At 70.8% G+C, this 23,242-nt stretch carries 17 protein-coding genes; 2 read left to right on the forward strand and 15 right to left on the reverse strand.

What is annotated here, in order from left to right; translation table 11 throughout:
- Positions 1–150 precede the first annotated feature (150 nt).
- The 6 genes from AC07O8_RS22390 to AC07O8_RS22415 form a co-directional block, all read right to left on the reverse strand.
- Positions 151–1,248: an ABC transporter substrate-binding protein gene (locus AC07O8_RS22390; RefSeq protein ID WP_495050143.1), complete on the reverse strand. Its 1,098-nt coding sequence runs from the start codon at positions 1,246–1,248 to the stop codon at positions 151–153.
- Between the two features lie 91 nt (positions 1,249–1,339).
- Complete coding sequence (locus AC07O8_RS22395; protein WP_495050144.1) at positions 1,340–2,608, reverse strand: sigma-54 interaction domain-containing protein; 1,269 nt, start codon at positions 2,606–2,608, stop codon at positions 1,340–1,342.
- Between the two features lie 138 nt (positions 2,609–2,746).
- Positions 2,747–3,505: a class II aldolase/adducin family protein gene (locus AC07O8_RS22400; protein ID WP_495050145.1), complete on the reverse strand. Its 759-nt coding sequence runs from the start codon at positions 3,503–3,505 to the stop codon at positions 2,747–2,749.
- 33 nt (positions 3,506–3,538) lie between these two features.
- Entirely contained in the window at positions 3,539–4,120 is a 582-nt protein-coding gene (locus AC07O8_RS22405) for an NAD(P)H-dependent oxidoreductase (protein ID WP_495050146.1), read from the reverse strand.
- 81 nt (positions 4,121–4,201) lie between these two features.
- Positions 4,202–5,854 carry an ABC transporter substrate-binding protein gene (locus AC07O8_RS22410; RefSeq protein ID WP_495050147.1) on the reverse strand — a complete coding sequence of 551 codons (1,653 nt, stop codon included), beginning with the start codon at positions 5,852–5,854 and terminating at the stop codon, positions 4,202–4,204.
- A 10-nt stretch (positions 5,855–5,864) separates the two neighbouring features.
- Positions 5,865–8,525, reverse strand: a complete 2,661-nt coding sequence (locus AC07O8_RS22415) for a TonB-dependent receptor (protein WP_495050148.1) — start codon at positions 8,523–8,525, stop codon at positions 5,865–5,867.
- Positions 8,526–8,864: 339 nt separating this feature from the next.
- Here AC07O8_RS22415 and AC07O8_RS22420 point away from each other — a divergent pair, with 339 nt between their 5' ends.
- Entirely contained in the window at positions 8,865–10,073 is a 1,209-nt protein-coding gene (locus AC07O8_RS22420) for an LLM class flavin-dependent oxidoreductase (protein WP_495050149.1), read from the forward strand.
- A 397-nt stretch (positions 10,074–10,470) separates the two neighbouring features.
- On the opposite strand, the gene AC07O8_RS22425 is transcribed toward AC07O8_RS22420, so the two are convergent.
- Together AC07O8_RS22425 and AC07O8_RS22430 are read right to left on the reverse strand one after the other, a co-directional pair.
- Positions 10,471–11,556 carry an LLM class flavin-dependent oxidoreductase gene (locus tag AC07O8_RS22425; protein WP_495050150.1) on the reverse strand — a complete coding sequence of 362 codons (1,086 nt, stop codon included), beginning with the start codon at positions 11,554–11,556 and terminating at the stop codon, positions 10,471–10,473.
- 72 nt (positions 11,557–11,628) lie between these two features.
- Positions 11,629–14,220, reverse strand: a complete 2,592-nt coding sequence (locus AC07O8_RS22430) for a TonB-dependent receptor plug domain-containing protein (RefSeq protein WP_495050151.1) — start codon at positions 14,218–14,220, stop codon at positions 11,629–11,631.
- Between AC07O8_RS22430 and AC07O8_RS22435 the strand changes: the two genes are divergently transcribed.
- Positions 14,219–14,398 carry a hypothetical protein gene (locus AC07O8_RS22435; protein WP_495050152.1) on the forward strand — a complete coding sequence of 60 codons (180 nt, stop codon included), beginning with the start codon at positions 14,219–14,221 and terminating at the stop codon, positions 14,396–14,398. The genes AC07O8_RS22430 and AC07O8_RS22435 overlap by 2 nt on opposite strands.
- Here the strand turns inward: AC07O8_RS22435 and AC07O8_RS22440 are convergent.
- The 7 genes from AC07O8_RS22440 to AC07O8_RS22470 all read right to left on the reverse strand — a co-directional run bounded on the left by AC07O8_RS22440 (position 14,395) and on the right by AC07O8_RS22470 (position 23,221).
- Complete coding sequence (locus AC07O8_RS22440) at positions 14,395–15,720, reverse strand: acyl-CoA dehydrogenase family protein (RefSeq protein WP_495050153.1); 1,326 nt, start codon at positions 15,718–15,720, stop codon at positions 14,395–14,397. The two genes, AC07O8_RS22435 and AC07O8_RS22440, sit on opposite strands and share 4 nt — an antisense overlap.
- Before the next feature lie 38 nt (positions 15,721–15,758).
- Positions 15,759–17,765: a dipeptide ABC transporter ATP-binding protein gene (locus AC07O8_RS22445; protein WP_495050154.1), complete on the reverse strand. Its 2,007-nt coding sequence runs from the start codon at positions 17,763–17,765 to the stop codon at positions 15,759–15,761.
- A gap of 1 nt (position 17,766) precedes the next feature.
- Complete coding sequence (locus AC07O8_RS22450) at positions 17,767–18,639, reverse strand: ABC transporter permease (RefSeq protein WP_495050155.1); 873 nt, start codon at positions 18,637–18,639, stop codon at positions 17,767–17,769.
- Positions 18,636–19,724 carry an ABC transporter permease gene (locus AC07O8_RS22455; RefSeq protein ID WP_495050156.1) on the reverse strand — a complete coding sequence of 363 codons (1,089 nt, stop codon included), beginning with the start codon at positions 19,722–19,724 and terminating at the stop codon, positions 18,636–18,638. The genes AC07O8_RS22450 and AC07O8_RS22455 overlap by 4 nt, the downstream gene beginning before the upstream one ends.
- Complete coding sequence (locus AC07O8_RS22460; protein WP_495050157.1) at positions 19,721–21,352, reverse strand: ABC transporter substrate-binding protein; 1,632 nt, start codon at positions 21,350–21,352, stop codon at positions 19,721–19,723. Before AC07O8_RS22460 ends, AC07O8_RS22455 begins: the two co-directional genes overlap by 4 nt.
- A 406-nt stretch (positions 21,353–21,758) precedes the next feature.
- On the reverse strand, positions 21,759–21,923 hold the full coding sequence (locus AC07O8_RS22465) for a hypothetical protein (protein WP_495050158.1): 165 nt from the start codon (positions 21,921–21,923) through the stop codon (positions 21,759–21,761).
- Entirely contained in the window at positions 21,920–23,221 is a 1,302-nt protein-coding gene (locus AC07O8_RS22470; RefSeq protein WP_495050159.1) for an ABC transporter substrate-binding protein, read from the reverse strand. Before AC07O8_RS22470 ends, AC07O8_RS22465 begins: the two co-directional genes overlap by 4 nt.
- Positions 23,222–23,242 lie beyond the last annotated feature (21 nt).

Genomic DNA, 23,242 nt, shown 5'->3' on the forward strand with positions numbered 1-23,242 from the left:
TCGGCATGGCGCCGAAGCGCCTACCCTGGGCTGGTCGGCCTGTGGCGGCCTGGGCGTACTTTGCTACATACAAGGGCCGGGGTGAGGGCCAGCGGCGGTGGCACTCCTGAACCCCCTTGTTGATTCTTCTCCCGCTTGCGGGAGACTGACCTACAGCGCCTGCACCGCCGCCTCGCTCAGCAGTCGCCTGGCGGCGGCCAGCGGCGCCGGGTCGATCCACGCGCCGATGTCGAAGTCCGTCTGGATGAAGCCCCACTTCAGCAGGAACTTCTTCTGCACCTCCAGCGCGGCGACCGCCGTGTCCGCGAGGTCCGTCGTCTGCCGGCGCGGCAGGTCGTCGCCGTAGGCGCGCTTGACCCACGGCACCTTGCCGCCGGTCTCGCGGCTGATGTAGGCCAGCGTCTCGTACGGATGCTTGGCCGCCCAGTCGCTCACCGCGACGATGCGCGCCAGGAAGCGCGCCACGATGTCCGGATGACGGTCCAGCAGCGACTGGTGCACGGTGATCGGCCGCGGCGTCCCGTTGTGCGCGCGCACCAGCGGATCCGGATCCCGGCTGATGTCGAACACCACGTGCGCGCCCGTCTCATGCGTGAGCTCCAGCCCGCGATCCCCCTTCAGGTAGATCGCGTCCACGTCGCGGCGCTGCAACGCCGCGACCAGCAGCTCGTACTCGGTCTGCGAGCTGAGCAGCTGGGAGCCCGGCAACGGGCCGTCCGCGCTCGACGGGCCCGGCGAGCCCGGCGAACCCGGCGAGGCGGCGCCGGGCGCGGCGACCGGCTCGACCGGCACGTCGACCACCTCCACCTGGCTCAGCGACAGGCCCGCCAGGTCCAGCGCGACGAGGAAGCCATGCAGCGCCTCCGAGCGCCGGCTCTCGATCCGGTTGCTGTACAGCGGCAGGCCGATGCGGCGGCCGCGCAGGTCGCGCGGCTCGATCACGCCGCTGCCGGGACGGCTCACGATGCCCTGGTATTCGTCGAGCCAGTTCAGCCCGATGACGCGGCTGGCCGCGCCCTGCGAGCGCGCCCAGATCGCCGGCACGTTGCCGCCCTGGCGGAAGGAGTTGGGCAGGTGGTGGTCGTTGCGCGACTGGCGCAGCACCGGATCCGGCGTCTCCTCCAGCGTGAAGATCTTGATGCCGTCGGCGCGGAACTCGTCGTGGAACCAGCCGAGCTGGGAGGCCAGTCCCAGCGGCGTCGGATTGGGCGTGCGGGTGTACCACAGGATGTCGGGCACAGGGCTCATGGGCGATGCGATGTTCTGGTTGTGGGGGTTGGCCCGGGCGCGCAGCGCGATCGCGCGCGCGTCGTCGATGTCCCGGACCGTGCGGCCAGGCTCAGGCTTCCTCTGCCTGACCCTGTCCGTGGGTGAGCACGTGGTCGTTGGAGGTCTCCGCCTCGTCCGCCTCTTCCGTCTCTTCCGCTTCTTCCGTCTCCTCGGGGCTCGTGCCGTCCCCGATCAATCCATGCCGCTTCAGCAGCGTGCGCATGACATTGCGCGACACGCCCAGCAGCGCGCCGGCCCGCACCTGGTTGCGACCGCTGACGCGGTAGCTCTCCTCGACGAGCAGACGCTCGACCTCGTTGAACAGCGACTTGGGCGGCGACTCCAGCAGCGCCTGCACGGCGCGGCGGAGCAAGGCGGGCGGTGGTTCCGGCGCGGTGGCGGAGGCCTGCGGGAAGCTCGCGCCCTGCGGTGTGGGGGCGATCGACGTCGGCAACGCGTGCAGCGAATGCGGCGGAGCCGACGGCGAGGGCTCGGCCGGGGCATGCCGCCGCGTCGGCTGACCGGCGAGCTTCAGATGCTCGGGCCGGATCTCCTGCTCGGACGCGACCAGCAGCGCGAAGTGGATGACGTTCTCCAGCTCGCGGATGTTGCCGGGCCAGTCGTAGGCCTGCAGCGCGCGCAGGGCCGCGTCGCCCAGCCGCGGCTCGGGCAGGCCGAGCCGCTTGCTGTAGAGCGACAGGAAATGGCGCGCCAGCGGCCCGATGTCGCCGATGCGCTCGCGCAGCGGCGGCAGCCGCACCTGCACGATGTTGAGCCGGTAGAAGAGGTCGAGCCGGAAATGCCCCGCCGACACCGCCTCGCCCAGGTCGACGTTGGTCGCCGTGACGAGCCGGACATCGACCGGGATCGGCTTGCGCGAGCCGAGCCGCACCACCTCGCGTTCCTGCAGCACGCGCAGCAGCTTGACCTGCAGCGACAGCGGCAGGTCGCCGATCTCGTCGAGGAACAGCGTGCCGCGATGCGCGGCCTCGAACCAGCCCTCGCGCCGGCCCTGCGCGCCGGTGAAGGCGCCCGCCTCGTGGCCGAAGAGCTCGCTCTCCGCCAGGTGCTCGGTGATCGCGCCGCAGTTGATCGCCAGGAACGGACCGTTCCGCCCGCTCAGCGTGTGGATGTGCCGCGCGATCAGCTCCTTGCCCGTCCCCGAGTCCCCGCCGATCATCACCGGCGCGCCGCTCGGCGCGACCCGCTCGATCAGCTGCAGCACCGCCTGAGACGCCGGATCGACGAAGGCCAGCGAGCGCGCCCGGATCGACAACGGCCCGGCCGAGGCGCTGTCCAGGGTCAACAGCCCGGTGTCGTTGGCGTCGCTGGGTGGCATGGTCGGGCTTGCTCCTGGAGATGGCGTCGGTGGAGGCCCATGCTAGGAAGCCCGCCCCCGCGCAGGAACGAAGTTTTGCCTCGTTGCATATGCGGCCGGCGGTCATCGTCGCCGTCTTCGGCGTGGCGGCGGTCCGGATCACAGGTCCGTGTCGCGCAGCAGGTGCAGTTCCTGGGCGCGCTCGTAGAGCTTGCCCATCTTCCACTGCTGCTTCAGCACGCCGGGGCCGAGGTCGCGCGAACCGCCCAGCGCTTCGGCCAGCGCCTGGATCTGCGCGCCTTCCTCCAGCAGCAGGATGAACTCCGCCGTGTCGCGCAGGCCCTTGCGGCCCCAGACGGTGGCGCCGCCGTTGGCCTCCAGGATCGCGGAGACATGCGGGTTCTCGCGCAGGCGGTCGAGGATGAAGTCGACTTCCTGCTGGCGGCGGTCGATGTAGACCGGCAGCTCGCGGAACAGCTGGTGGCGCTGCACCGGCACGTAGCGGATCGGCAGCGTGCGGTGCGTCTGCGCCCAGGCGCCGAGGTAGGGCGCGTGCACGTGCGAGATCGTCGTGATCTCCGGATGCTCGATGAACAGCTTGGTGTAGCGCCCCTGTCCGGCCTTGGCGGCGGCGCCGACGTAGACCGTGCCGTCGAAGCCGGTCACGGTCGCGGTCAGCGGCCTGTTCCGGTCGAACGGCCCCGGGTAGTTCACCGAGACGAGCTTGTCCTCGCCCGGGATGCGCTCGATGAAGCCGACCGTGCCGAAGGCGGTGATCGTGCCGGTGTCGCGGTAGGCCTCGAAGATGACGGCGGCCTGCTGCTTCACCTGGGCGACGAACTCCTGCGCCGCGGCGCTCAGCGGCGGCGGTGCGTCGGTGGCGGGCGCGGCGGTCGAAGGTTCGATGACGGTGGACATGCGGTTCCTTTCGGAGAACGGGTGGACGATGAATCAGGCGGCGAGCGCCACGGTGGCGACGTTGAGGGCGGGCCAGCCCAGCAGCGCACGCGCCTGCGCCGCGGCCAGCTCGATGCGCGCCTGGCTGGCGACGCGGTCGGCGGCGAGCTGGTACTGCTCGAACTCGCTGTCGCGCACGTAGACGCCGGCGGGCACGGTGTGCAGCTCCAGGAAGCTGGCCAGCGGCCGCCACTGGTGCTCCAGCACCAGCGCGTGGCGGTCGCTGCCGCCGGTGGCGGCGAGCACTGCGACCTTGCCGCGCAGCCGCGTCGGATCGAGCAGGTCGATGAAATGCTTGAACAGCCCGCTGTAGGAGCCTTTGTAGACCGGCGAGCCAAACACGACGACGTCGGCCTGCGTCAGCAGCTCCTGCGCCGCGGCCACCGGCGCAGGCAGGCGCTCGAAGCTGGTGACGCCGGCCAGCGCGGGCGCCAGTTCGGCGATGTCGACGACGTCGATGCGGACATCGGTCCCGGCGGGTCGACCGTCGGCGACGCGCTCGGCGATCGCGGTGACGAGGCCGCGCGTGCGCGAGGGACGGCTCAGGCTGCCGCTGAGGGCGACGATGCGGGTCATGGTGAAGTCGCTTTCTTCATGGAGATCGGAGGAGCGAAGTACGGGGCGAAAGAGGCGGTAATGCGGGTCGGTGGGCGTTGCTCATGCCAGCCACAGCTTGTCGAAGCGCCAGGTCGGGAAGTGCGTGTGCTCCGGCTCGAGGCCGCCGACGCGCGTGCTCGCCGCGTCCAGCGTGTTGGCGAAGCCCCAGATGAGCAGGCTGCCGCGCTCGTACTGGATGCGTTGCGCCTCGTGCACCAGCGGCGCGCGCTTGACGGGATCGGGCTGCTGCATCGCGGCGGTGACCAGCTCGGTGAAGCGGGCATCGCGGAAGCGCGTCTTGTTGACCACCGCCTGCGGGCCGTCCGCGTGCAGCGCGGACACCAGCCACGCGTGGCCCAGCGATCCGCCGGTGCTCAAAGGCCAACTGGTGCGGCGCGGTCCGGCGAAGGTGGCGGCGTCCACCTGCTTGACGTCGATGCGCACGCCGGCCAGCTTGGCCTGCTCGGCGAAGACGAGCGCCGCGCGCGCGCCGGCGGCCGTCGTCACCAGCTCGACGCTGAGCGCGGCATGCCCCGCCGCGGCCAGCAGTGCGCGGGCCTGCGCCAGGTCTTGCCGACGCTGCGGGATCGAGTGGTCGAAGGTCGGGTCCTGCGGCGCGTACAGGTCGTTGGCGATGCGGCCCTGGCCGTTGAGCGCCCGGTCCACCAGCGCCTGCCGGTCGGCGATCAGCCGGAAGGCCTGCCGCACGCGCACGTCGTTGAACGGCGCGAGCTCGACGTTCATGTCGAAGGACTGCCAGTAGTTGGTCTCCGAGATCACCGTGCGCAAGCCCGACGACCGGCCGAGCAACGGCAGCTGTTCCGGCGAGATCGCGTTGACCACGTCGACCTGGCCGTTCTGCAGCGCCTGCAGGCGCGAGGTCTGGTCCTTGAAGTCGATGATCTCCAGCTCGTCGGGATACGGCCGGCCGGGTTTGAAGTAGTTCTCGAAGCGCGTGAACAGCGAGCGCTGGCCGGGGATGAACTCCTTGAGCTTGAACGGTCCCGCGCCGACCGGCTTCGTCGGGTCGTAGTCGGTCGGCACGATGCCGCCGAAGTTGACCCAGGCGTCGGCCAGCGGCACGTAGCCTCGGTTCTCGCGGAAGGTGACGCGCACGGTGCGGTCGTCCAGCTTCTTCAGCGCGTCGCGGTCGACGACCGAGACCAGGCCCGCGTACGGCGAGGCCAGCTGCGGATCGGTCAATCGGCGGATCGAGAAGATCACGTCGTCGGCGGTGATCGTCTTGCCGTGGTGGAACTCCAGGCCCTTGCGCAGCCGGATCGTCCAGGTCTTCGCGTCGGGCGAGACCTCGGCCGATTCAGCGAGCGCGGGCTCGGGCGCCATGTCGGCGCTCCACTCCCACAGCTTGCTGTAGAGCGCGAAGCCGCGCAGCGTCGAGGCGCCCGCCGTCGGCTTGTGCGCGTCGAGGTTGCCGGCCTGGCTGCCGTCGATGACGCCCAGGCGCAGGCGGCCGCCGCGACGCGGCGCGCCGGTCGGGCCCGAGGCGCTGATCGCGGGCGCGTTGGCCGCCGTGCCAGCGGTCGCGTTGGCCGCGGCGTTGCCGCCCGCGTCTGCTGAAGCCGAAGCGGCACCCGCGCCGCCGGAGCGCGCATCGCCGCAGCCGCTCAGCCCGATCGCGCCGATGCCGGACCAGCCGCCCAGCGCGATCGCACGGGCCAGCAGCTGGCGGCGGGACAGGTCGTGGTCGTCCATGCCGGGCTCCTCAGAAGTGATAGGCCACGCTGACCTGCGCGCTGCGCGAGGGGCTGGGCACCAGGAACTCGTTGGTCGTTCCGGTCAGTCCGGCGCTGAAGTTCTTCTCGTTGGTCAGGTTGCGGACCGTGAGGCTGAGCTCGTAGCGCGGCTGGCGGTAGTAGAGCGTCCAGTCGACCGCATGCTCGGCCGGCACCTTCACCGTCTGCGTGATGCTCGTGTACCAGGCGCTGGTCCACCAGGCCGAGAGCTGCGTGCCCAGGCCGTTGTCGAACTGGTAGTCGACGAAGCCGGAAGCCGAATGCTTCGGAATGCCCGGCGCCTGCAGCGATCCCGGCGCGGGGCGCTTGTTGAGCACGTTGCCGTCGCCGAAGACGGTGGCGTTGTCGGCGACGAAACCCCACGGCGAGAAGAACCCGCCCGAGCCGAAGCTGACGAAGTCGTAGCGCGCGTTGATGGCGCTGGCGTTGAGGCCGGCGGAGAGCTGACTCGACAGCTGCGCGCGGATCGCGGCCTCGGTCCCGTGGATGCGCAGCCGCGCGATCGAACCGTCCGGCGCGGGCGACAAGTCGCGCTCGGCCTTGTAGTACGCCAGCGAGGCGAACAGGCGGCCGGGGATCAGGTCCGCCTTGGCCCCGACCTCGCGCAGGTTGGACAGGCTGCGGAAGGCCAGTGGATTGAGCTGGTTGTTCGACCCCCAGGTCAGCACGTCGGCGAAGCCGCCGGTGTTGATCGCGTAGGAGCGGTCGACGGTCGCGTAGATCGTGCTCTGGTCGGTGGGTTTCCACAGCAGGTTGACCTGCGCGGCGGGCAGCCAGGTGCCGCGGTCGTCGGACGCGACCTGCGCGGCGGTGGCGGCGAGCGGGTTCTCGATGTGGGCGTCGACCTTCGTCGCGCTGAGCCCGACGTTGAGGCCGAAGCGGCCGTCCACCAGCGTGTTGAGCTGGGTGAAGACGCCGGTGTTGGTCCAGTCGCCGCGGGCGGTGTAGGTCGCGCCGCCGACGGTGGCGGAGCCACCCGCCTCGGCGTAGAGGCCGTTGGCGACGGGGTACATCCTGGGCAGGTTGAGGTGGCCGAAGGACGTCTGCTGCGGCACGCCCGCAGTGCCTATCCACGAGCCGGAGCCCGCCGGCACCGGCAGGCCGTAGATCGTTGCCGGCGTCTTGAGGCCCAGCGGCGCGGTCAGGTCATAGGGCGCGGTGAAGAAGCTGTTGTTGGCCGCGAGCGTGGTGAAGCTCTCGCGCCGCAGCGACACGCCGGTATTGCTCTGCAGGTCGATGCCGACGCCGCCCAGCTCGAAGTGGTGGCGCCCGCGCAGCTCGGTGCGGTTGTCCAGCAGGTGGTCGCTGAACTGCGTGAAGAAGCTGCCGACCGAGTCGCCGGTGTCCTTCGAGTACTGGAACAGCGTGCTGTTGGCCAGCGACCAGGATGAGGAGAGCTCGGCCACGACGCGCAACTGCGAGGTCGCGCGCTTGGCCGTGTTCTTGTCGTTGGGGTTGGAGAAGTCGGAGCGCGAGATCGAGGTCGCTCCGTTCCCCGGCGTCGTCGGGTCGTAGACCCAGCCGCGGACGGTGCCCGGGTTGGTGGCGCTGGTCAGGAAGGACGGCAACTGCGGGCCAGTCAGCAGCGGACCGGCGATGAACTGGTTCTTCGCATTGGGGGTGCGCTCGACCCAGCCGGTGATGGCGCTGTTGTAGGCGCCTGAGGCGTAGACCGGCGAGTAGTAGCGGGTCGTGGTGCCGACGGTCTGCGCGACGATGGGCGTCGCGCGGCCGCCCCAGTACTGGCCGCTGTCGACGGAGTCCTGCGTCGCGCGGTTCCAGCCGTGGATCACGTTGAAGTCGTAGTAGTCGTCGTACGCGAGGTTCCAGTCGACGCGCACCTTGCTCGTCGGTTTCCACGCGAGCGCACCGTAGAACGCGTTGTAGTTGTTGCTGACGCCGTCGTAGTAGTCGTCGGCCCGCTGCGGCGTGAGGCTGACGCGGTAGGCGAGGGTGTCGCTGACCGGGCCGGTGGTATCGAGCGTCAGCTTGCCCGTGCTCCAGCTGCCGTAGCTGCCGCTGAGCGTGGTGCGCTGGGTGCTGAAGTCCGGTTTCTTGGCGAGGTAGTTGGCGTAGCCGCCGCTGCGGCTGCTGGGCCCGAAGACCTGCGAGGGCGGGCCGGCGACGATGTCGACGCCTTCGAAGGCATTGGTGTTGAACGGGTGGCGGACGTTGTAGGTCCGCTGACCATCCTGGAAGAGCTCCGAGGCCTGGCCGCGGATCAGCGGCGCGATCGAGACGTTCTGGCCGCCGTTGCGGGTGATGCCCGGGGCGTAGCGGACGAGGTCGTCGGCGTTGCGCAGCGGCTCCCGGCGGAGCTGCTGCTCGTCGATCTGGAAGACCGAGCGGGGCACGTCGACGACGGCGGCGTCGAGGCCGTCGACCGAGCCGCTCGGCCGATCCGGCAGCACGGAGCCGGCACGCTTGCCGTTGATGCTGACGGACTCGATGCGCTGCGCGCGGGAGCCGCCGCCGGCGGGCTCCGGCGAGGCCACTTCGGCCGGGGCCGGAGAAGCCGCGGCGACGGTCTGTGCGAAGCCGTTCGCGCACAGCAGTCCACAAGCCATTCCGACGGCGGTGATCGGCAGGAAACGGGAAGGCGACGTGGAGCGGCGGATGGCTGTCTTCATGACCTCGAACGTGGGTGGAGTGGCAGGGAGAACCGTCCCTTCGCAGCATTCGTGCCAGCTCGTTCAATGCATCGGAAGGCCTTGGAAGGCCGATGAACACGCCATTCCCTCCGATCCGATAAGCATTTCAGGATTCGTCGCATGACGTGACCAGGCGGTCTGTTGCCATCGCAGCAGCGGTGTGCTGCTGTCGGGCCAGCGCTGCGCAGCGTTGCGCAGGGCCTCACCGGGGCGTGGCCTGGGGGACCGCGTCGAGCCCGGTGGCCGGGGGCGTCGCGCTCCGGCATGTCTCTTGCAGACGGTCCGCGGGTTCGATTCCGAATTCAGAAGGAGCGCCCCATGGGCATCAAGATTCTTTGGTACATCAGCAGCCCCGATGGCCCGGTGCCGTGGGAACGCGCGCATGCGTGGCAGAACGATCCGGCCCAGCTGATCGCGCAGGCGCGCAACATCGACCGGCTCGGTTTCTACGGCGCGCTGCTGGCGACCGACCAGCACGAGTCGCTGAGCCTGACCGGCCTGCTGGTCGCGCACACGGAGCGCATGCGCTTCCTGACTGCGCAGCATCCGGGGCTGATCACGCCCGCGAAGCTGGCGCAGATGGCGCTGACGGTGGACCGCTTCAGCCAGGGGCGGCTGCTGTTCAACGTCGTCAACGGCAACGACGCGGGGCTCAAGAGCATGGGCATGCCGATCCCGCACGACGAACGCTATGCCTACAGCTACGAGTTCTGGGACGCGTTCCAGCAGCTGTACGCGGGCTCCAACGACGGCTACCAGGGCAAGTACATCCAGATCGCCCCGCGCGCGGTGGTGCCGCTGCGCAATCCGCTGCCGCCGACGCAGACGCCGACGATGCCGCTGTGGGGCGCTGGGACGTCAGAGCCCGGCGTCGAGCATTCGGCCAAGTTGCTGGATTGGTACCTGAGCTTCGCGGACGCGCCGCCGCGGTTGGGCGACAAGTTCCGCCGCGTCGGCGCTCGCGCCGCGGCGCACGGGCGCAAGCTGCGCTTCGGCACGCGGCTGCAGATCATCGTGCGCGACACGGAAGAGGAGGCGTGGGCGCATGCGCAGTGGGTCCTCGATCAGACCTCGCATGAGACGGCGGTGCGGCTGGCTTCGCGACACCTCGGACCCAAGGGGCTCGATGAAGAGGTCGTCAGCGACGACCCGCTGGTCCAGCGCCGCATCGCCGCGCTACGCGCCGGCAAGCTGCCCGCGCTGCGCGACCTGGAGGTCTATCCCAACGTGTGGGTCGGACCGAGCCCCTTCGGCTTCGACATCCTGCATCCGTGGGCCGGCACGTGGATCGTCGGCAGCACCGAGCAGGTGGCGGAGCGCCTGAAGGAATTCCACGCGCAAGGCACGGAGGCGTTCATCCTGTCGGGCTGGCCGCTGGTGCCCGAAGCGCAGCGCATCGCGCGGACGCTGCTCCCGCTGCTGGACCTGGAGCACGGCTTCGACGTGCCGGCGTTCGATGAGAACGATCCTGTGCACGCGGAGCTGGCGGCGACCGTGCCGCCTTACGCGACGTCCCGAGGGCTCTGAACCGGGCGCGGCGGCGTCTCAGCGCAGACCTGCCGTCAACCGGCGCCAGGCCAAGCACCACGCAGGCATTGCGCTGGTGGACTGCCCGGGCCGCTGGCCCTCACCCCAGCCCTCTCCCGCAAGCGGGAGAGGGAGCAAGAGGGGCTAGCGTAAGCGGGAGAGGGAGCAAGATGGCGGCCTGCCCAGGCCGCTGGCCCTCACCCCAGCCCTCTCCCGCAAGCGGGAGAGGGAGCAATAGGAGCCAGCGCAGGCGGGAGAGGGAGCAAGAGGGGCCAGCGCAGGCGGGAGCGGGAGCAAGAGGAGCTAGCCCCTCGAGTCGAGCCGGTCGGACTCCCTCTCCCGCCTGCGGGAGAGGGTGGGGGTGAGGGCCAGCAGCCTCCGCAGGTGGAACGGCGGATCAAGCCGCCTTGCGTTGCGCGGCCTGCTCGCGACGCGCCACCTCCTCGCGCACGGCGGGGATGATGTAGCGCCCATAGTCGATCGCATCCGGCAACGGGTCGTAGCCCCGGTTCAGGAAGGTCGTGACGCCGATGTCGTAATACGCGAGCAGCGACTCGACGATCGTGTCCGGCGTGCCCACCAGCGACGTGCTGTCCGTGCCGCCGCCGATCGCCGTCGACGTGCCGAGGAACAGCGCCTTGTCATGCACCTCACCCTTCGCGGCCAGCGCGAGCTGGCGCTCGGCGCCGCCGCTCAGGCCGCTCTGTTCGATGCGCCCACGCGCCGCGGTGCCGGCCTTCAGCGCCGCCTCGATCTCGCGCGCCTTCTGCCAAGCCAGCTCATCAGTCGGACCGATGATCAGTCGAACCGACAGGCTCACGCCCGGCGCGGGCTTGTTCGCCTCGGCGGCGATCTCGCGCAGCTTGCGGATGCGCGCGGCCGTGTCCTCCAGACTCTCCGCCCACAGCGCGTAGAGGTCGGTGTGCTCGACGGCGACGCGATACGCGCCTTCCGACGATCCGCCCAGCGAGATCGGCACATGCGGCTGCTGGATCGGCTTGACCGGCGAGAACGCGCCTTCGAGCCGATAGAACCGGCCCTCGTAGTCGAACGGCTTGTCCTCGGTCCACACGCGGCGGACGATGTCCAGGTACTCGCCGGCGCGCTCGTAGCGCTCGGACTTGTCGTAGAGACGTTCGCCGTGACCGGGCTCCGGCGCGTGGCCGGTGATCGTGTGCAGCCGGATGCGACCACCGGTGGTCTGGTCGAGCGTCGCGAAGGCGCGCGCCGCCACGGTCGGTGGCACCAGGCCGGGCCGGTGCGCGATCATGAACCCGAGCTTGTCGGTGTGCGACGCGGCAAAGGCCGCGAGGTACAGCGGATCGCCGCCGCCGTTGGCGATCAGCACGCGGTCGAAACCGGCGTGCTCGTGGGCGCGAGCGAGGTCGCGCAGGTAGGTCAGGTCCAGGTGCGGCGAGGCGTTGGCCGCGCGCTGGGCCAGCTGGTTGCGCGGAAAGAGGCCGCCGACGAATTCGATGGGCATGGAGAGCTCCTCAGGGTGGGTGGGGCGATGGATCGTTGAATGCGGATCGTGGAAGCGACGAACGGACGGGGATCAGAAATCGACCCGCGCCGACACGGCGTAGAAGCCGCCGGCACCGGTGATGGGGCCGTTGTTGACGAAGGCGTAGCTCTGGAACTTGTTGAGCAGCGGATCCGGCAAGGTCGCCGGCTTGCGGTCGAACAGGTTGTTGGCGGTCAGCGCCAGGCGCACGGTGGGTGTGAGCTTCCAGGCGATCTCGAGGTCGGTGGTCCAGAGATTGCCGACGTCGTAGACGATCTCGCGCTGGCCGGCCCACGGTCCCGTCGTGGGAATCGCGGCCGGCGAACCGACGCGCTTGATCGTCCCGTAGTGCGTGAGCCGCGTCTGGACGGACCAGTCGTTGCGGCTCCAGTTCAGCGTGAAGATCTCCTTGTCGCGCGGCGCGAGGTACTTCAGCGTGTTCTGCTGCGCGACGCTGAAGACCGGCACGTTGTAGGCCTGCAGCACCGCGGGCGTGTCGGCGACGCGGGTGACGACGGTCTCGTTGTAGTTGAGCGCGGCGGACCAGCGCAGCCGGCCCCAGCCGTTGCCCTTCAACGCGCCGTCCAGCGTGACGTCGATGCCGCGCGTGCGGGTGTCCGCGGCATTGATGAAGTAGTTGATGCCGTCGGCGAATCCCAGGCCCGCCGCCTGCACCAGCGCGCCGGTGCCGGGGTAAAGGGCTTCGCGGAAGCTGGTCGAGGTGGCGATGCGGTCCTTGACCTTGATCTGGTAGACGTCGACCGCGACGTTCAGGTCCTGCAGCGGCGAGGCGACGACGCCGAAGCTCAGGTTGTCGGACTTCTCCGGCCTGAGCGGCCGGGCGCCGAGCGCGATGGCCTCGGGGGAGGAGACGCGCAACTGGTGGTTGGCGTAATCGTTGGCGATGTCAGTGGCGCGCTGCGACTGCGCGGCCAGCGGCGGCGCGTGGAAGCCGGAACTCACCGAGCCGCGCAGCGCGAAGCCCGAGGCGATCTCGAAGCGCGTCGCCAGCCGGCCGGTCGTCGTGCTGCCGAAGTCGGAGAACTTCTCGCGCCGCACCGCGGTGTCGACGACCCAGTCGCGCAGCGGCTTCAGCGAGAGACCGGCGTAGATTGCCTCGCTGTGGCGCTTGGCGTTGATGACGTCCTCGGGCCGGTTGCCGGTGTCGGCCTGCGAGCCCGAGAAGCCGTTGCCCAGCGGTTTGCCGGCGTTGGGCCCGTCGAGGACCGGCTGGCCGCCGTGCGCCCAGGACTGCTCGTCGCCGACGCCGCGCTTGAAACGCTCTTGGCGCAGCTCCGTGCCCAGCGACAGCTCGCCGGCCAGGCCGCCGAGGTCGAGCGTGCGGCGCAGGTCGCCGTTGGCCGTGTAGGCGGTGTAGGTCTGGTTGCCGAGGAAGAAATCGCGCTGGCTCGCCAGGCCATAGGTCGGGCTGACGGAGTTGTAGATGTAGGTGTCGATGTCGTCGCGGCCGACGCCGGCGCTGACGTCCCAGCGCCAGCCGGTGGCCTCGCCGCCGCGCACGCCGGCGGTGGCGGAGAGGTCGTTCTCGGTGATGCCGGAGAAGGGCGTGAAGCCGTCCGGGTAGAGCGCGCGGACCACCTCGTCGCGCGAAGGATGGCGGAAGTACTGCGGCGCGCGTGCCTTGCGGTGGGCGTAGGTCGCCAGGCCGTAGACCTCGATGCCGGCGCCGAGGTCCAGCCCCGCGTCGGCGCTCAGCGAGCCGAGCTCGAAGCCCTGCAGACCGCCCAGGCCGAAGACCTGGTGGCTGTTGCGCGTGGCTTCGCGAGGGTCAGGCGTTGCGCCGACGGGCAGCGTCGGATTCGAGGCGAGGCTGCCCGACGGCAGGATCGGCTGGCCCGACGCGTTGCGCGGGAAGTAGAAGAGGAAGGTCGATGGCACCGGGCTGTCGCGGAAGACCGGTCGCTGCTTGTCGTACTGGGCGGCCAGGCTCAGGTGGCCGTCCTTGCCCAGCGGCAGGCCGAGGCGGCCCTGGTACTGCTGGGTGAGGCCGTCGCCTTCGTAGTACTCGCCCACGCGCGCCTGCACGCTGCCGCCTTCGCGATCCTGGCGCGTGATGATGTTGATCACGCCGGCGATCGCGTCGGAGCCGTAGAGGGCGGAGGCGCCGTCGCGCAGCACCTCGATGCGCTCGATCGCGCCGGTCGGGATCAGCGAGAGGTCGGCTGGCGCGGACGCGGCGAAGCCGCCGGCGCCGAGCAGCGCGGTGCCGTGGCGACGCTTGCCGTTGATCAGCACCAGCGTGTGGTCCGGGTTCAATCCGCGCAACTGACCGCCGCGCACCAGCGTGCTGTTGCCGAAGCCGACCCAGTTGGGCAGGTTGAAGGACGGCACCAGCGAGTTCAGCGTCTCCAGCAGCCCGGGGCGGGCAGCGCCGGCTATCGCGTCGGCGGAGAAGACGTCGACCGGTGTCGGGCTGGATTGCACGGTGCGGGGTTCGGCGCGCGCGCCGGTCACCAGCACGGACGGCACGACGATGGCAGCCGTTCCGCTGGTCGCCGAGGCGGCCGAGGTGCTGGAGGCGGCGTCGGCCGAATCCTGGGCGAAGGCGGCTTCGCCGCTGGCGAGCAGCAATGAAGCAGTGAAGGCGCGGCCCGCGGGTCGGCGCGACAGGCGTCTGGTCATGGAGAAGTCCTTGAAGGCGGAGATGGGCGGGAAGTCAGGTCATTCGAGCGAGGGCGTACAGCGCGGCGCGATCGGCTCGCCGGCGGTGGCCTTCTTCGCGAAGGGCACCGAGTCCTTCAACGAGGCGTTGACGGTGGCGCTGCGGCCGAGTCCGGGGGAGGCTGCGCGCGGGAACTAGTTGCTGCTGGCGCCGGCGTTGGCGCGGCGTTCGCGCAGGGCTGCGCCGTACTCGGCCGGATCGACGCCGTTGAGGTAGTAGTTGCCGACGTGATGCAGGCGCCAGCGGATCGGGTCATGCGTCGTGTGGACGCGCGCATTGCGCCAGAAGCGGTCGAGGTTCCACTTCGTCAGGCTGGAATTGGCGCCGAGCAGCGAGAACATGTCGCTGGAGATCCGCAACGACGCGTCGTCCGAGGCCGCGCGCGCCGAGGCGACCGCCAGGATCAGCTCGTCCTGCAGCGGCTTGCTGTCGGGGTCGGCGCGATGTTCGTCGAAGAGCGCGGCGGCGTGGCGCAACAGCGCCTCGGCCGCGCGCACGGCGACGGCGTACTCGCCGATCGTCTTGATGATGTGAGGCTCCTGCGCGGCGGCATCGACCTCGGCGTCGACCCAGGGCCGCGTGTTGTGCCGCAGGTGGTGCACGGCGGCGTCGAGCGCGCCGCGCGCGATGCCGGTGTCGATCGCCGCATGCAGGATCTGCGGCCAGGTCAGGCCGGTGCGCGGCATGCCGCCGGGACCCTGCGGGCGACGCGGCACGAAGCGCTCGTCGACGACGACGTCGTTGAAGCGCGCGGTCCCGCTGACCGAATGCTGCTGGCCGAACGCATGCCAGTCGTCGAGCAGCTCCAGCCCGGGCGTGTCGCGGTGCAGCAGCACGTTGATCGGTCCCTCGGTGGAGCCGGCGCTCAGCGAGATCCATTCGGCCAGGTAGGAGCCGGTCGAGTAGAACTTGCTGCCGCGCAGGATCAGCCGGCCGTCGGGCTGGCGCTCGGCGAAGGTCTTGTGATCGAACTTGTTCTTGCCGCCGACCTCGGCCAGCGCGTTGCCGAAGCGCTTGCCGTCGAGGATGTCGGCGACCAGGCGGTCGCGGATCTCCGGCGCGAAGCCGACGCCCACGCCGCGGATCATCACGTTGTGGATCTGCAGCAGCTGGCCGACGCCGCCGTCGGCCACCGAGATCAGGCGCACCGTCTCGACGACGGTCTTCACCGAGGCGCCGAGGCCGCCGAGCTCCTTCGGCAGCGAGATCGCGGTGACGCCGGACTGCGACAGGATCTCGGCCTGGCGCAACGGCAGGCGGTCGTTCTGCGCGGGATCGGCGGAGATCTCGGCGATGGCGTCGGCGGCGTGGCGGGCGGCCTCGATGGCTTCGGCCTCGGAGGCGAGACGGCGCGCACGCGGGACGGCCAGGCTCGAAGGCGGCGAGGCGTCGGACGAGGAAGAGGCAGGCGACGTGGCGGTCGAAGGCGGAGTCGTGAGGGCAGTCGTGAGGGCAGTCATGCGGGCTGGGCCTGGTGTTGTTGGAGGCGTTGAAGCGATCAGGTGGAGAACCGGTAGCGGCGCGGAGGCGGCAACCGGCGCGTGTCCGCGGTCAGCGAGGGCGAGTCCACGACGAGCTGGCGCGTGTAGGGCTCGACGGGCGCGTCGAGCACGTGCTCGACGGGACCCTGTTCCACGATCACGCCGTGGCGCAGCACGGCGACATGGCGCGCGATGGCGCGGACCACGCCGAGGTCGTGCGTGACGAAGAGCAGCGCGAGGCCGTCGCGCTGCAGGCGCGCGAGCAGGTCCAGGATGGTCGACTGCACCGAGACGTCGAGGGCCGAGGTGATCTCGTCGCAGATCAGCAGCCGCGGCTCGCAGATCAGCGCGCGGGCGATGGCCACGCGCTGGCGCTCGCCGCCGGACAGCTCACGGGGGTAGGACTGGGCGGTCGTCGCCGGCAGCGCGACCTGCGTCAGCACGTGCTCGACGCGGCGGCGAGCCTCGGCGGCGTCGATGTCGAAGAAATGGCGCGCGGCCGTCGACAGCGTGTCACCGACGGTATGACGCGGGTTCAGCGAGCGGTACGGGTTCTGGAAGATGTACTGGACTTGGCGGCGCTGGTCTGCCGGGCGCTGCCGCGCCTTGAGCGGCAGGGGAGCGCCGGCGTAGCGGAGCGCGCCGGCCGCCTGCTCGCCGATGCCGGCCAGCGCGCGGGCCAGCGTGGTCTTGCCCGATCCGGACTCGCCGACCAGCGCCAGGCAGTCGCCCGGCGCCAGCGTCAGCGAGGCTTCGAAGAGCACCTGTCGCTCGCCGTACCAGGCGCTGAGGCGCTCAATCTCCAGCAGCGGCGCGGCGTCGCTGGCGACCGGCGCGGTCACGTCCGCAATCGCGCGCACGAACGCGGGACCGTCCTCCGGGTGGTGGCAGGCGAGCGCGTGCGAGCCACTGGCACCACCGACGCCAACGATGCCGCTGGCGGTGGCGGTGGCGGTGGTGAGGTGGGTGATATTGGTGATGGTGGTGAGCGAAGGCGCCAACGCGCGGCAATCGCCGTCCGCCAGCGGACAGCGTGCGGCGAAGGCGCAGCCGGCGGGCCGACGGCCAGGGGCCGGCGCGTGGCCGGGAATCGGGCTCGGCGCGCGACGTTCGGCCACATCCGGGATCGCGGCGAGCAGACCTTGCGTGTACGGATGGCGCGGGGACTCGAACAGCGCGCGCAGCTGCGCCTGCTCGACGACGCGGCCGGCGTAGAGCACCAGGACCTCGTCCGCCAGATGCCGCACCACGGCTAGGTCGTGCGACACGTAGACCGCCGCGACGCCGTGCCGCCGGCACAGCGCGCGCACGGTCTCCAGCACCTTGGCCTGGGTGGTGACGTCGAGCGCGGTCGTCGGCTCGTCCATCACGATCAGGCGCGGCCGCGTGACGAAGGCCAGCGCGAGCAATACGCGCTGCTGCTGTCCGCCGGACAGCTGGTGCGGGAAGCGGCGCAGGAACTCGGCGTCGGCCGGCAGACCGACGTCGGACAGCGTCTGGCGCACGCGTGCGTCGCGCTCGTCGACGGACAGGGCGGCCTCGTGGATCTCCAGCACCTCGCGCAGCTGCGTGCCGATGCGGCGCAGCGGATTGAGCGCCGCCGCCGGGTCCTGGGCGACGTGCGCGACGACGCGGCCGCGCAGGCGCCGCAGTGCGTCGGGGGCGAGGCCGAGCACCTCGGTCTCTCCCACACGCACGCTGCCGGCGGCGATGCGCGCGCCGTCGCGGGCGTGGCCGAGCAGCGCCAGCGCGATCGTGCTCTTGCCCGATCCGGACTCGCCGACGAGGCCGAGCACGCGTCCTGCGGTCAGCCGCAGCGAGATGTCGTCGACGATGTCGGCGCCAGAGGGCAGCTCGACGCGCAGGCCGGTGACCTCCAGCAGCGGCGGGCCGGCGGGCGCCTCGTTGGCGGAGAAGGGCGTTGCGGTCGGCGCGGCGACCTCGACGTGGCCCGCGGCATCGGGCGCTGCCCGGCCGCCGGAGCCTTCAGGATCGAGGGGGCGCAGTTCGAAGACGGCGGACATCTCAGCGCTCCTCGATCCGGGCGGCGGCGCGGCTCGCGCCTTCGGCCAGCAGGTTGGTGCCGAGCGCGAAGATCGCGACCAGCAGCACCGGCGCGGCCACCGCGAGCGGCTGCACCAGCAGGCCGGCGCGGTTCTCGTTGATCATCAGCCCCCAGTCGGCGGCGGGCGGCGCCACGCCGTAGCCGAGGAAGGCCAGCCCCGACAGCATCGCCACCGCCCAGGTCAGCATTACGCCCAGGTGCACCAGCAGCGGCGTGGCGATGTTGGGCAGGATCTCGCGCAGCACGATGCGGCTGCGCGGGTAGCCGAGCAGCTCGGCAGCCTCGACGAACTCCTGCCGCGCCACGTTCAGCGCGACGCCGCGCGCGAGCCGGATCACGCCCGGCACGAAGGCCAGCGCCACCGTGAGCACCACGATGCCGTGGCTGCGTCCGAGCATCGAGACGATCAGCAACACCAGGATGAGGTCGGGGAAGGCGAGGAAGACGTCTGCGGCCCAGACGATGGCCTGGTCGACGCGACCCCGCGCATACGCGGCCAGCACGCCCAGCACGGTGCCCAGGCCCAGCGCCAGGATCGAGGTCGTCAGCGACATCCACACCACCGAGCCGCCGCCCGCGAGCACGCGGGACAGCACGTCGTGGCCGAGGAAGTCGTGGCCCAGCGGCGCCCCGGCCGCCGGCGATCCGTAGGTCGGGCCGACCAGCGCGGTCGATTCATGCGGCGCGATCCAAGGGCCGACGAGGGCGATGAAGACCACCAGCAGCGTCGCGATCAGCCCCACGCGCACCGGTGCCTGGGAGAGCACGAGGCGCCAGAATCCGCGGCGAGCCGGCACCTGCGTCGCGTCGGCAGTGGAAGAGATCGTGCTCATCGGGCGTACCTCGGTCGGATCTGTCCGCGGCTCAGGCGCAGGGCGTGACGGCGGCCGGGCGATCGGGCGCGGATGCGGCCGGCCGTGCGGAGCCGCGGCGTGAGCAGCACGGTGGCCAGGTCGGCCGCCAGGTTGATCGCGACGATGCCGACGGTGATCACCAGCACGATGGCCTGGATCATGGGCATGTCGCGCATCTCGATCGCGGCGTTCAGCGTGTTGCCGATGCCGGGGTAGCTGAACACGACCTCCGCGATCAGCGCGCCGCCGAACAGCACCCGCAGCGTCATCGCCACGCCCTGGATCGCCGGGATGAGCGCGTTGGGCAGCGCATGGCGCCAGACGATGCGGCGCTCCGGGATGCCGCGCAGCCGGGCGGAGGTGATGTAGTCCGACTCCAGCACCTCGATCATCGACGCGCGCACCAGCCGCAACAGGTAAGGCGTGATCGACAGCGCCAGCGTCGCCGTCGGCAGCACGAGGTAGCGCCATTGCGTGAGCAGGCCGCGATCCGGCTCCAGCAGCGAGGCGGCGGGCAGCACCTTCCACACCGAGGTCGAGAACAGCAGCACCAGCACGATCGCGATCGCGAAGCCGGGGACGGCCTTCAGCAGCACCAGGCCGGAGATCGTCCAGCGGTCGACGCGGCCGTCGCGGCGCAGCGCGAGCCACACGCCGCCGACGAGCGCCAGCGGCAGCGCGGTCAGCGCGACGCAGATCGTCAGCAGCAGCGAGTTGGCGAAGCGCGCGCGCATCAGCTCGCCGACCGGCACGTTGGAATCGATCGATCGGCCCAGGTCGCCCGCCAGCATCTGCCCCGCCCAGTGGAGGTATTGGACGACGATGGGCTTGTTCAGCCCGAGCTGCTCGCGCAGCACCGCGATCGTGGCTTCGCTGGCCTCGGGGCCGAGGATGATGCGCGCCGGGTCGGACGGCAGCGCCTGCGTCGCCGCGAAGACGATGATCGAGATCGCCAGCACGACGCCGAGGCCGCCCAGCACGCGGCCTAAGAACCAGCGTGTCCACGAAGGCCAACGCCAATGCGTGCCGACGCGGCGCTGTGCGGGGAGGGCGATCGTGCTCATGCCGCGTTCTCCCGACGCCAGATCCGATCGGTCCGCCAGGCCGCGAAGCCGGTGCGGTCCGGCGTGACGCCGCCGATGCGCGTGGACACCGCGTCCAGCACGTCGGCGAAACCCCAGATCAGCAGGCCGCCGCGCTCATGCTGGATCTGCTGCGCCTCGTGGACGAGGGCGCGGCGTTTCTCGAGATCGGCCTGCGCCAGCGCCGCGGTGATCAGCTCACCGAAGCGCGGATCGCGGAAGTGGGTCTTGTTGCTCGCCGCGCGCGGGCCGTCGTGCTGCTGCACCGTCAGCAGGAAGGGGCGCGACACGCCGCCGCCGGTGCTGAAGGTCCAGCCGGTGCGGTTGGGCCCCGTGAACGTGGACGGATCGACCTGCTTGACGTTCACGGTCACGCCGGCCTCCTTGGCCTGCTGCGCGAAGACCAGCGCGGCCTTGGAGCCCGGCGTCACCAGCTCGACCTCCAGGCCATTGGGATGGCCGGCTGTCGCGAGCAGCTGGCGGGCTTCGGCCAGGTCGCGCTCGCGCTGGGGGATGGCGGCATTGAAGACGGGGTCGCCGGGCGAGTACAGGTCGTTGGCGACGCGGCCGCGGCCTTGCAGCACGCGGTCCACCAGCTCCTTGCGGTTGGCGATCAGGCGGAAGGCGCGTGCGACCTCGGGCTTGTCGAAGGGCGCCTTGGACAGGTTCATGTCCAGCGACTGCCAGGCGTCGGTCTGCGAGGCGACCACGCGGAAACGCGAGTCCCCTTCGAGGAGGCGCAACTGCTCCGGCGAGATGCCGGGCGCGATGTCGATCTGGCCGGCCTGCAGCGCCTGGAGGCGGGCGGTCTGGTCGGCGAAGTCGTGGATGTGGACCTCGTCGAACCAGGGCTGGTCGGGCTTGAAGTAGTGCGCGAAGCGCGTGAACACCGAGCGCTGACCCGGCGTGAAGCTCTTGAGCCGGTACGGTCCCGCGCCGACGACGTTGGTGACCGGGTGATAGTCGACCGGCACGATGCCGCCCCAGCTCATCCAGCATTCGGCCAATGCGACCAGGCCCTGGCCCTTGGCGAAGGGGATGCGCACGGTGCGCGCGTCAAGCTTGCGGACGGCGTCGCGCTGCAGCGAGTACAGATAGGCTGCGTACGGTGAGGCGAGGGCCGGGTCGGTCAGGCGGCGCAGCGAGAAGATGACGTCGTCGGCGTCGATGGTCTTGCCGTGGTGGAACTCGAGGTCCGGCTTGAGGCGGATCGTCCACTCGGTGCCGTCGGCGTTGACCTCGGCGGATTCGGCGAGGGCCAGCGTCGGGAGGCCGTCGAGGCCCCATTCCCACAGCTTCGCGTAGAGCGCCCAGCCGCGGAACGCGCCGCTGCCCACCGGCTTGTGCGCGTCGAGGTTGCCCGCCTGTCCGGCCTCGATGACGCCGAAGTGCACGGCGCCGCTGCTGCGACGGGGCGATCCCTCGGCGACGGCGGCACCGGACGCGGCGCTCGACGCGGCGGCGCTCGATGCCGAGGCGCCGGTTTCCGTGCGATCGCCGCAGGCGCTGAGCAGGCCGGCGCCGAACAGTCCGGCGGTGCCGGCGAGCCAGCCGTGGCGCAACAGCGCGCGGCGCAGCGGATCGGGTTCCTGGTCGAAGGAGTCGGACATCGTGGGCATTGCCGGAGGCGGTTCCATGGAGGGCGTTGCGGCAGGTTTCGCAGGATCCGTGCCATGCCGCCGAATATGCTTATGCGGTGGCATGGGCCTTCGGAATGCCGATGAACAGGGCGTTCCTGTCGATCAAGGGCGCGGGAGGCGCGGGCGATGCCGCCGTTGGAGAGGGGCTGCACGGAGCGCCGCAACAAGCTGCGCGGATCTGCGCAGGCGGTGTTGCAGGCTGTCCAGGGGCGGGGAGAGTCCGGCCAGGGCCGGCGGCGAAGCCGAAGCTTCGGCGCTCAACTCACTTCGCTCACCTCCGGCTCGCTGCGTTCAGACAGAACGCGCCTGGTCAGTTGTTGAGCTTCGGCTTCGCCGCCGGCCCCGGCCAGACTCTTGGAACTACCGAGCAGGTCGATCAGGCGCCAGCATTGAGCCGGAGGACTTCGAAACCGTGGTCGAGGTCGAGCAGCGGCAGCAGCAGGTCGGCGACGCGTTGCGCTTCGCTGATGAGCGGGAAGCCGGAGAGGATGAAGGCATGGGTGCCTTGCGTCTCGTGACGGCCATGTCGTCGGATCATCATGCGGCGGCGCGCAGCGATTCGGCGGTGCCGGCGGACTCGGCCGATGCAGCGGACTCGGCGAGGCGCTTGCGCGCTGCCTCCAGCGGGCGAGGATCGATCCAGGCGTCGAAGTCGAAGTCGCGGTCCAGGAAGCCGTGCGCCAGCTGGAAGTTCTTCTGCAGACGGAAGAGCTCGACGCGCTCCTGCGACAGATCCGGCGCGAGCGACAGGTGGAAGTCGTTGCGGTAGGCGCCGGAGACGCCCGCGCTGCCGGCGCGGGTCTCGCCCTGCAGGATCTCCAGCGTCTCCGTCAGATGCGTCTTCGCCCATTCGGCCGCGCGCAGCGTCTGCGTGAGGAAGCGGACCAGCAGGTCGAAGTGGTCGTCGATCAGCGACTGGTGGACGGTGATCGGGCGCGGCGTGCCGTTGTTGACGCGGAAGCGCTTCTCCGGCAGTTGGTCGAGGTCGATGCCGACCTTCGCGCCGAGCCGGATGGCGGCTTCCAGCGCGGCGGCGCCCTTGACGTAGACGGCGTCGACCTCGCCGCGCAACAGCGGGTGGATGCCTTCCCACAGGCCGGTGCCGAGGTCCTGTCGGGGCGAGACTCCCGCCGTGCCGTTCGCGGCCGCGGAGGCTGGCGAGCGGGGAAGACGCGGCGCACCCGGGGAGCCGGTGGATCCGACAGATCCGGCAGAACCGGCGAGATGGCCGAGGTCGCCTTCGCGCGGCGGCGCCGGCGGCAATTCGACGAGGTGGGCATCGTCCAGCGACAGGCCGACCGAGTTCAGCGCGCCCTTGTAGCCCTGCAGGCTCATGCCGCGCGCGATGCTGCGGCCGCGCCGGTTCTGCGCGATGTCGGCGGGACGGAAGGCCGGCAGCGCGAGGCGTTTGCCGCGCAGGTGCTCGGGGCGGCTGATGTCCGAGTCCGGGCGGACGAGGATGGCCTGGAATTCGTCGATCCAGGTGAGGCCGACGAGGCGCGTCGGCGCGCCCTGCGCGCGTGCCGGGATGGCGAGCAGGTTGCCGCCTTCGCGGACCAGCGTGCTCAGCTCATGGTCGTAGTGGTGGCGGGCCAGCTCGCCGCCGGTCTCCTGCAGGGTCTTGAGCTGGATGCCGTCGCGGGCGAACTCTTCGTCCAGCCAGCCGAGGCGGTAAGCCAGGCCGGTGGCCGTCGGGACGGGGCAGCGCGTGAACCAGACGGTGTCGACGGCGGGGGCGTCGCTGTTGGCGGAACTGTTGGCGGAACTGTTGGCGGCACTGGTGGCCGTACTGTTGGCAGTGGCGGTGTTGAGGTTGGAAGCGGTGGTCGGGGTGCTCATGGCGTGTCCTTGCGGGTGTCG

This window comes from Roseateles sp. GW821-FHT09G09 (genome assembly GCF_059415965.1).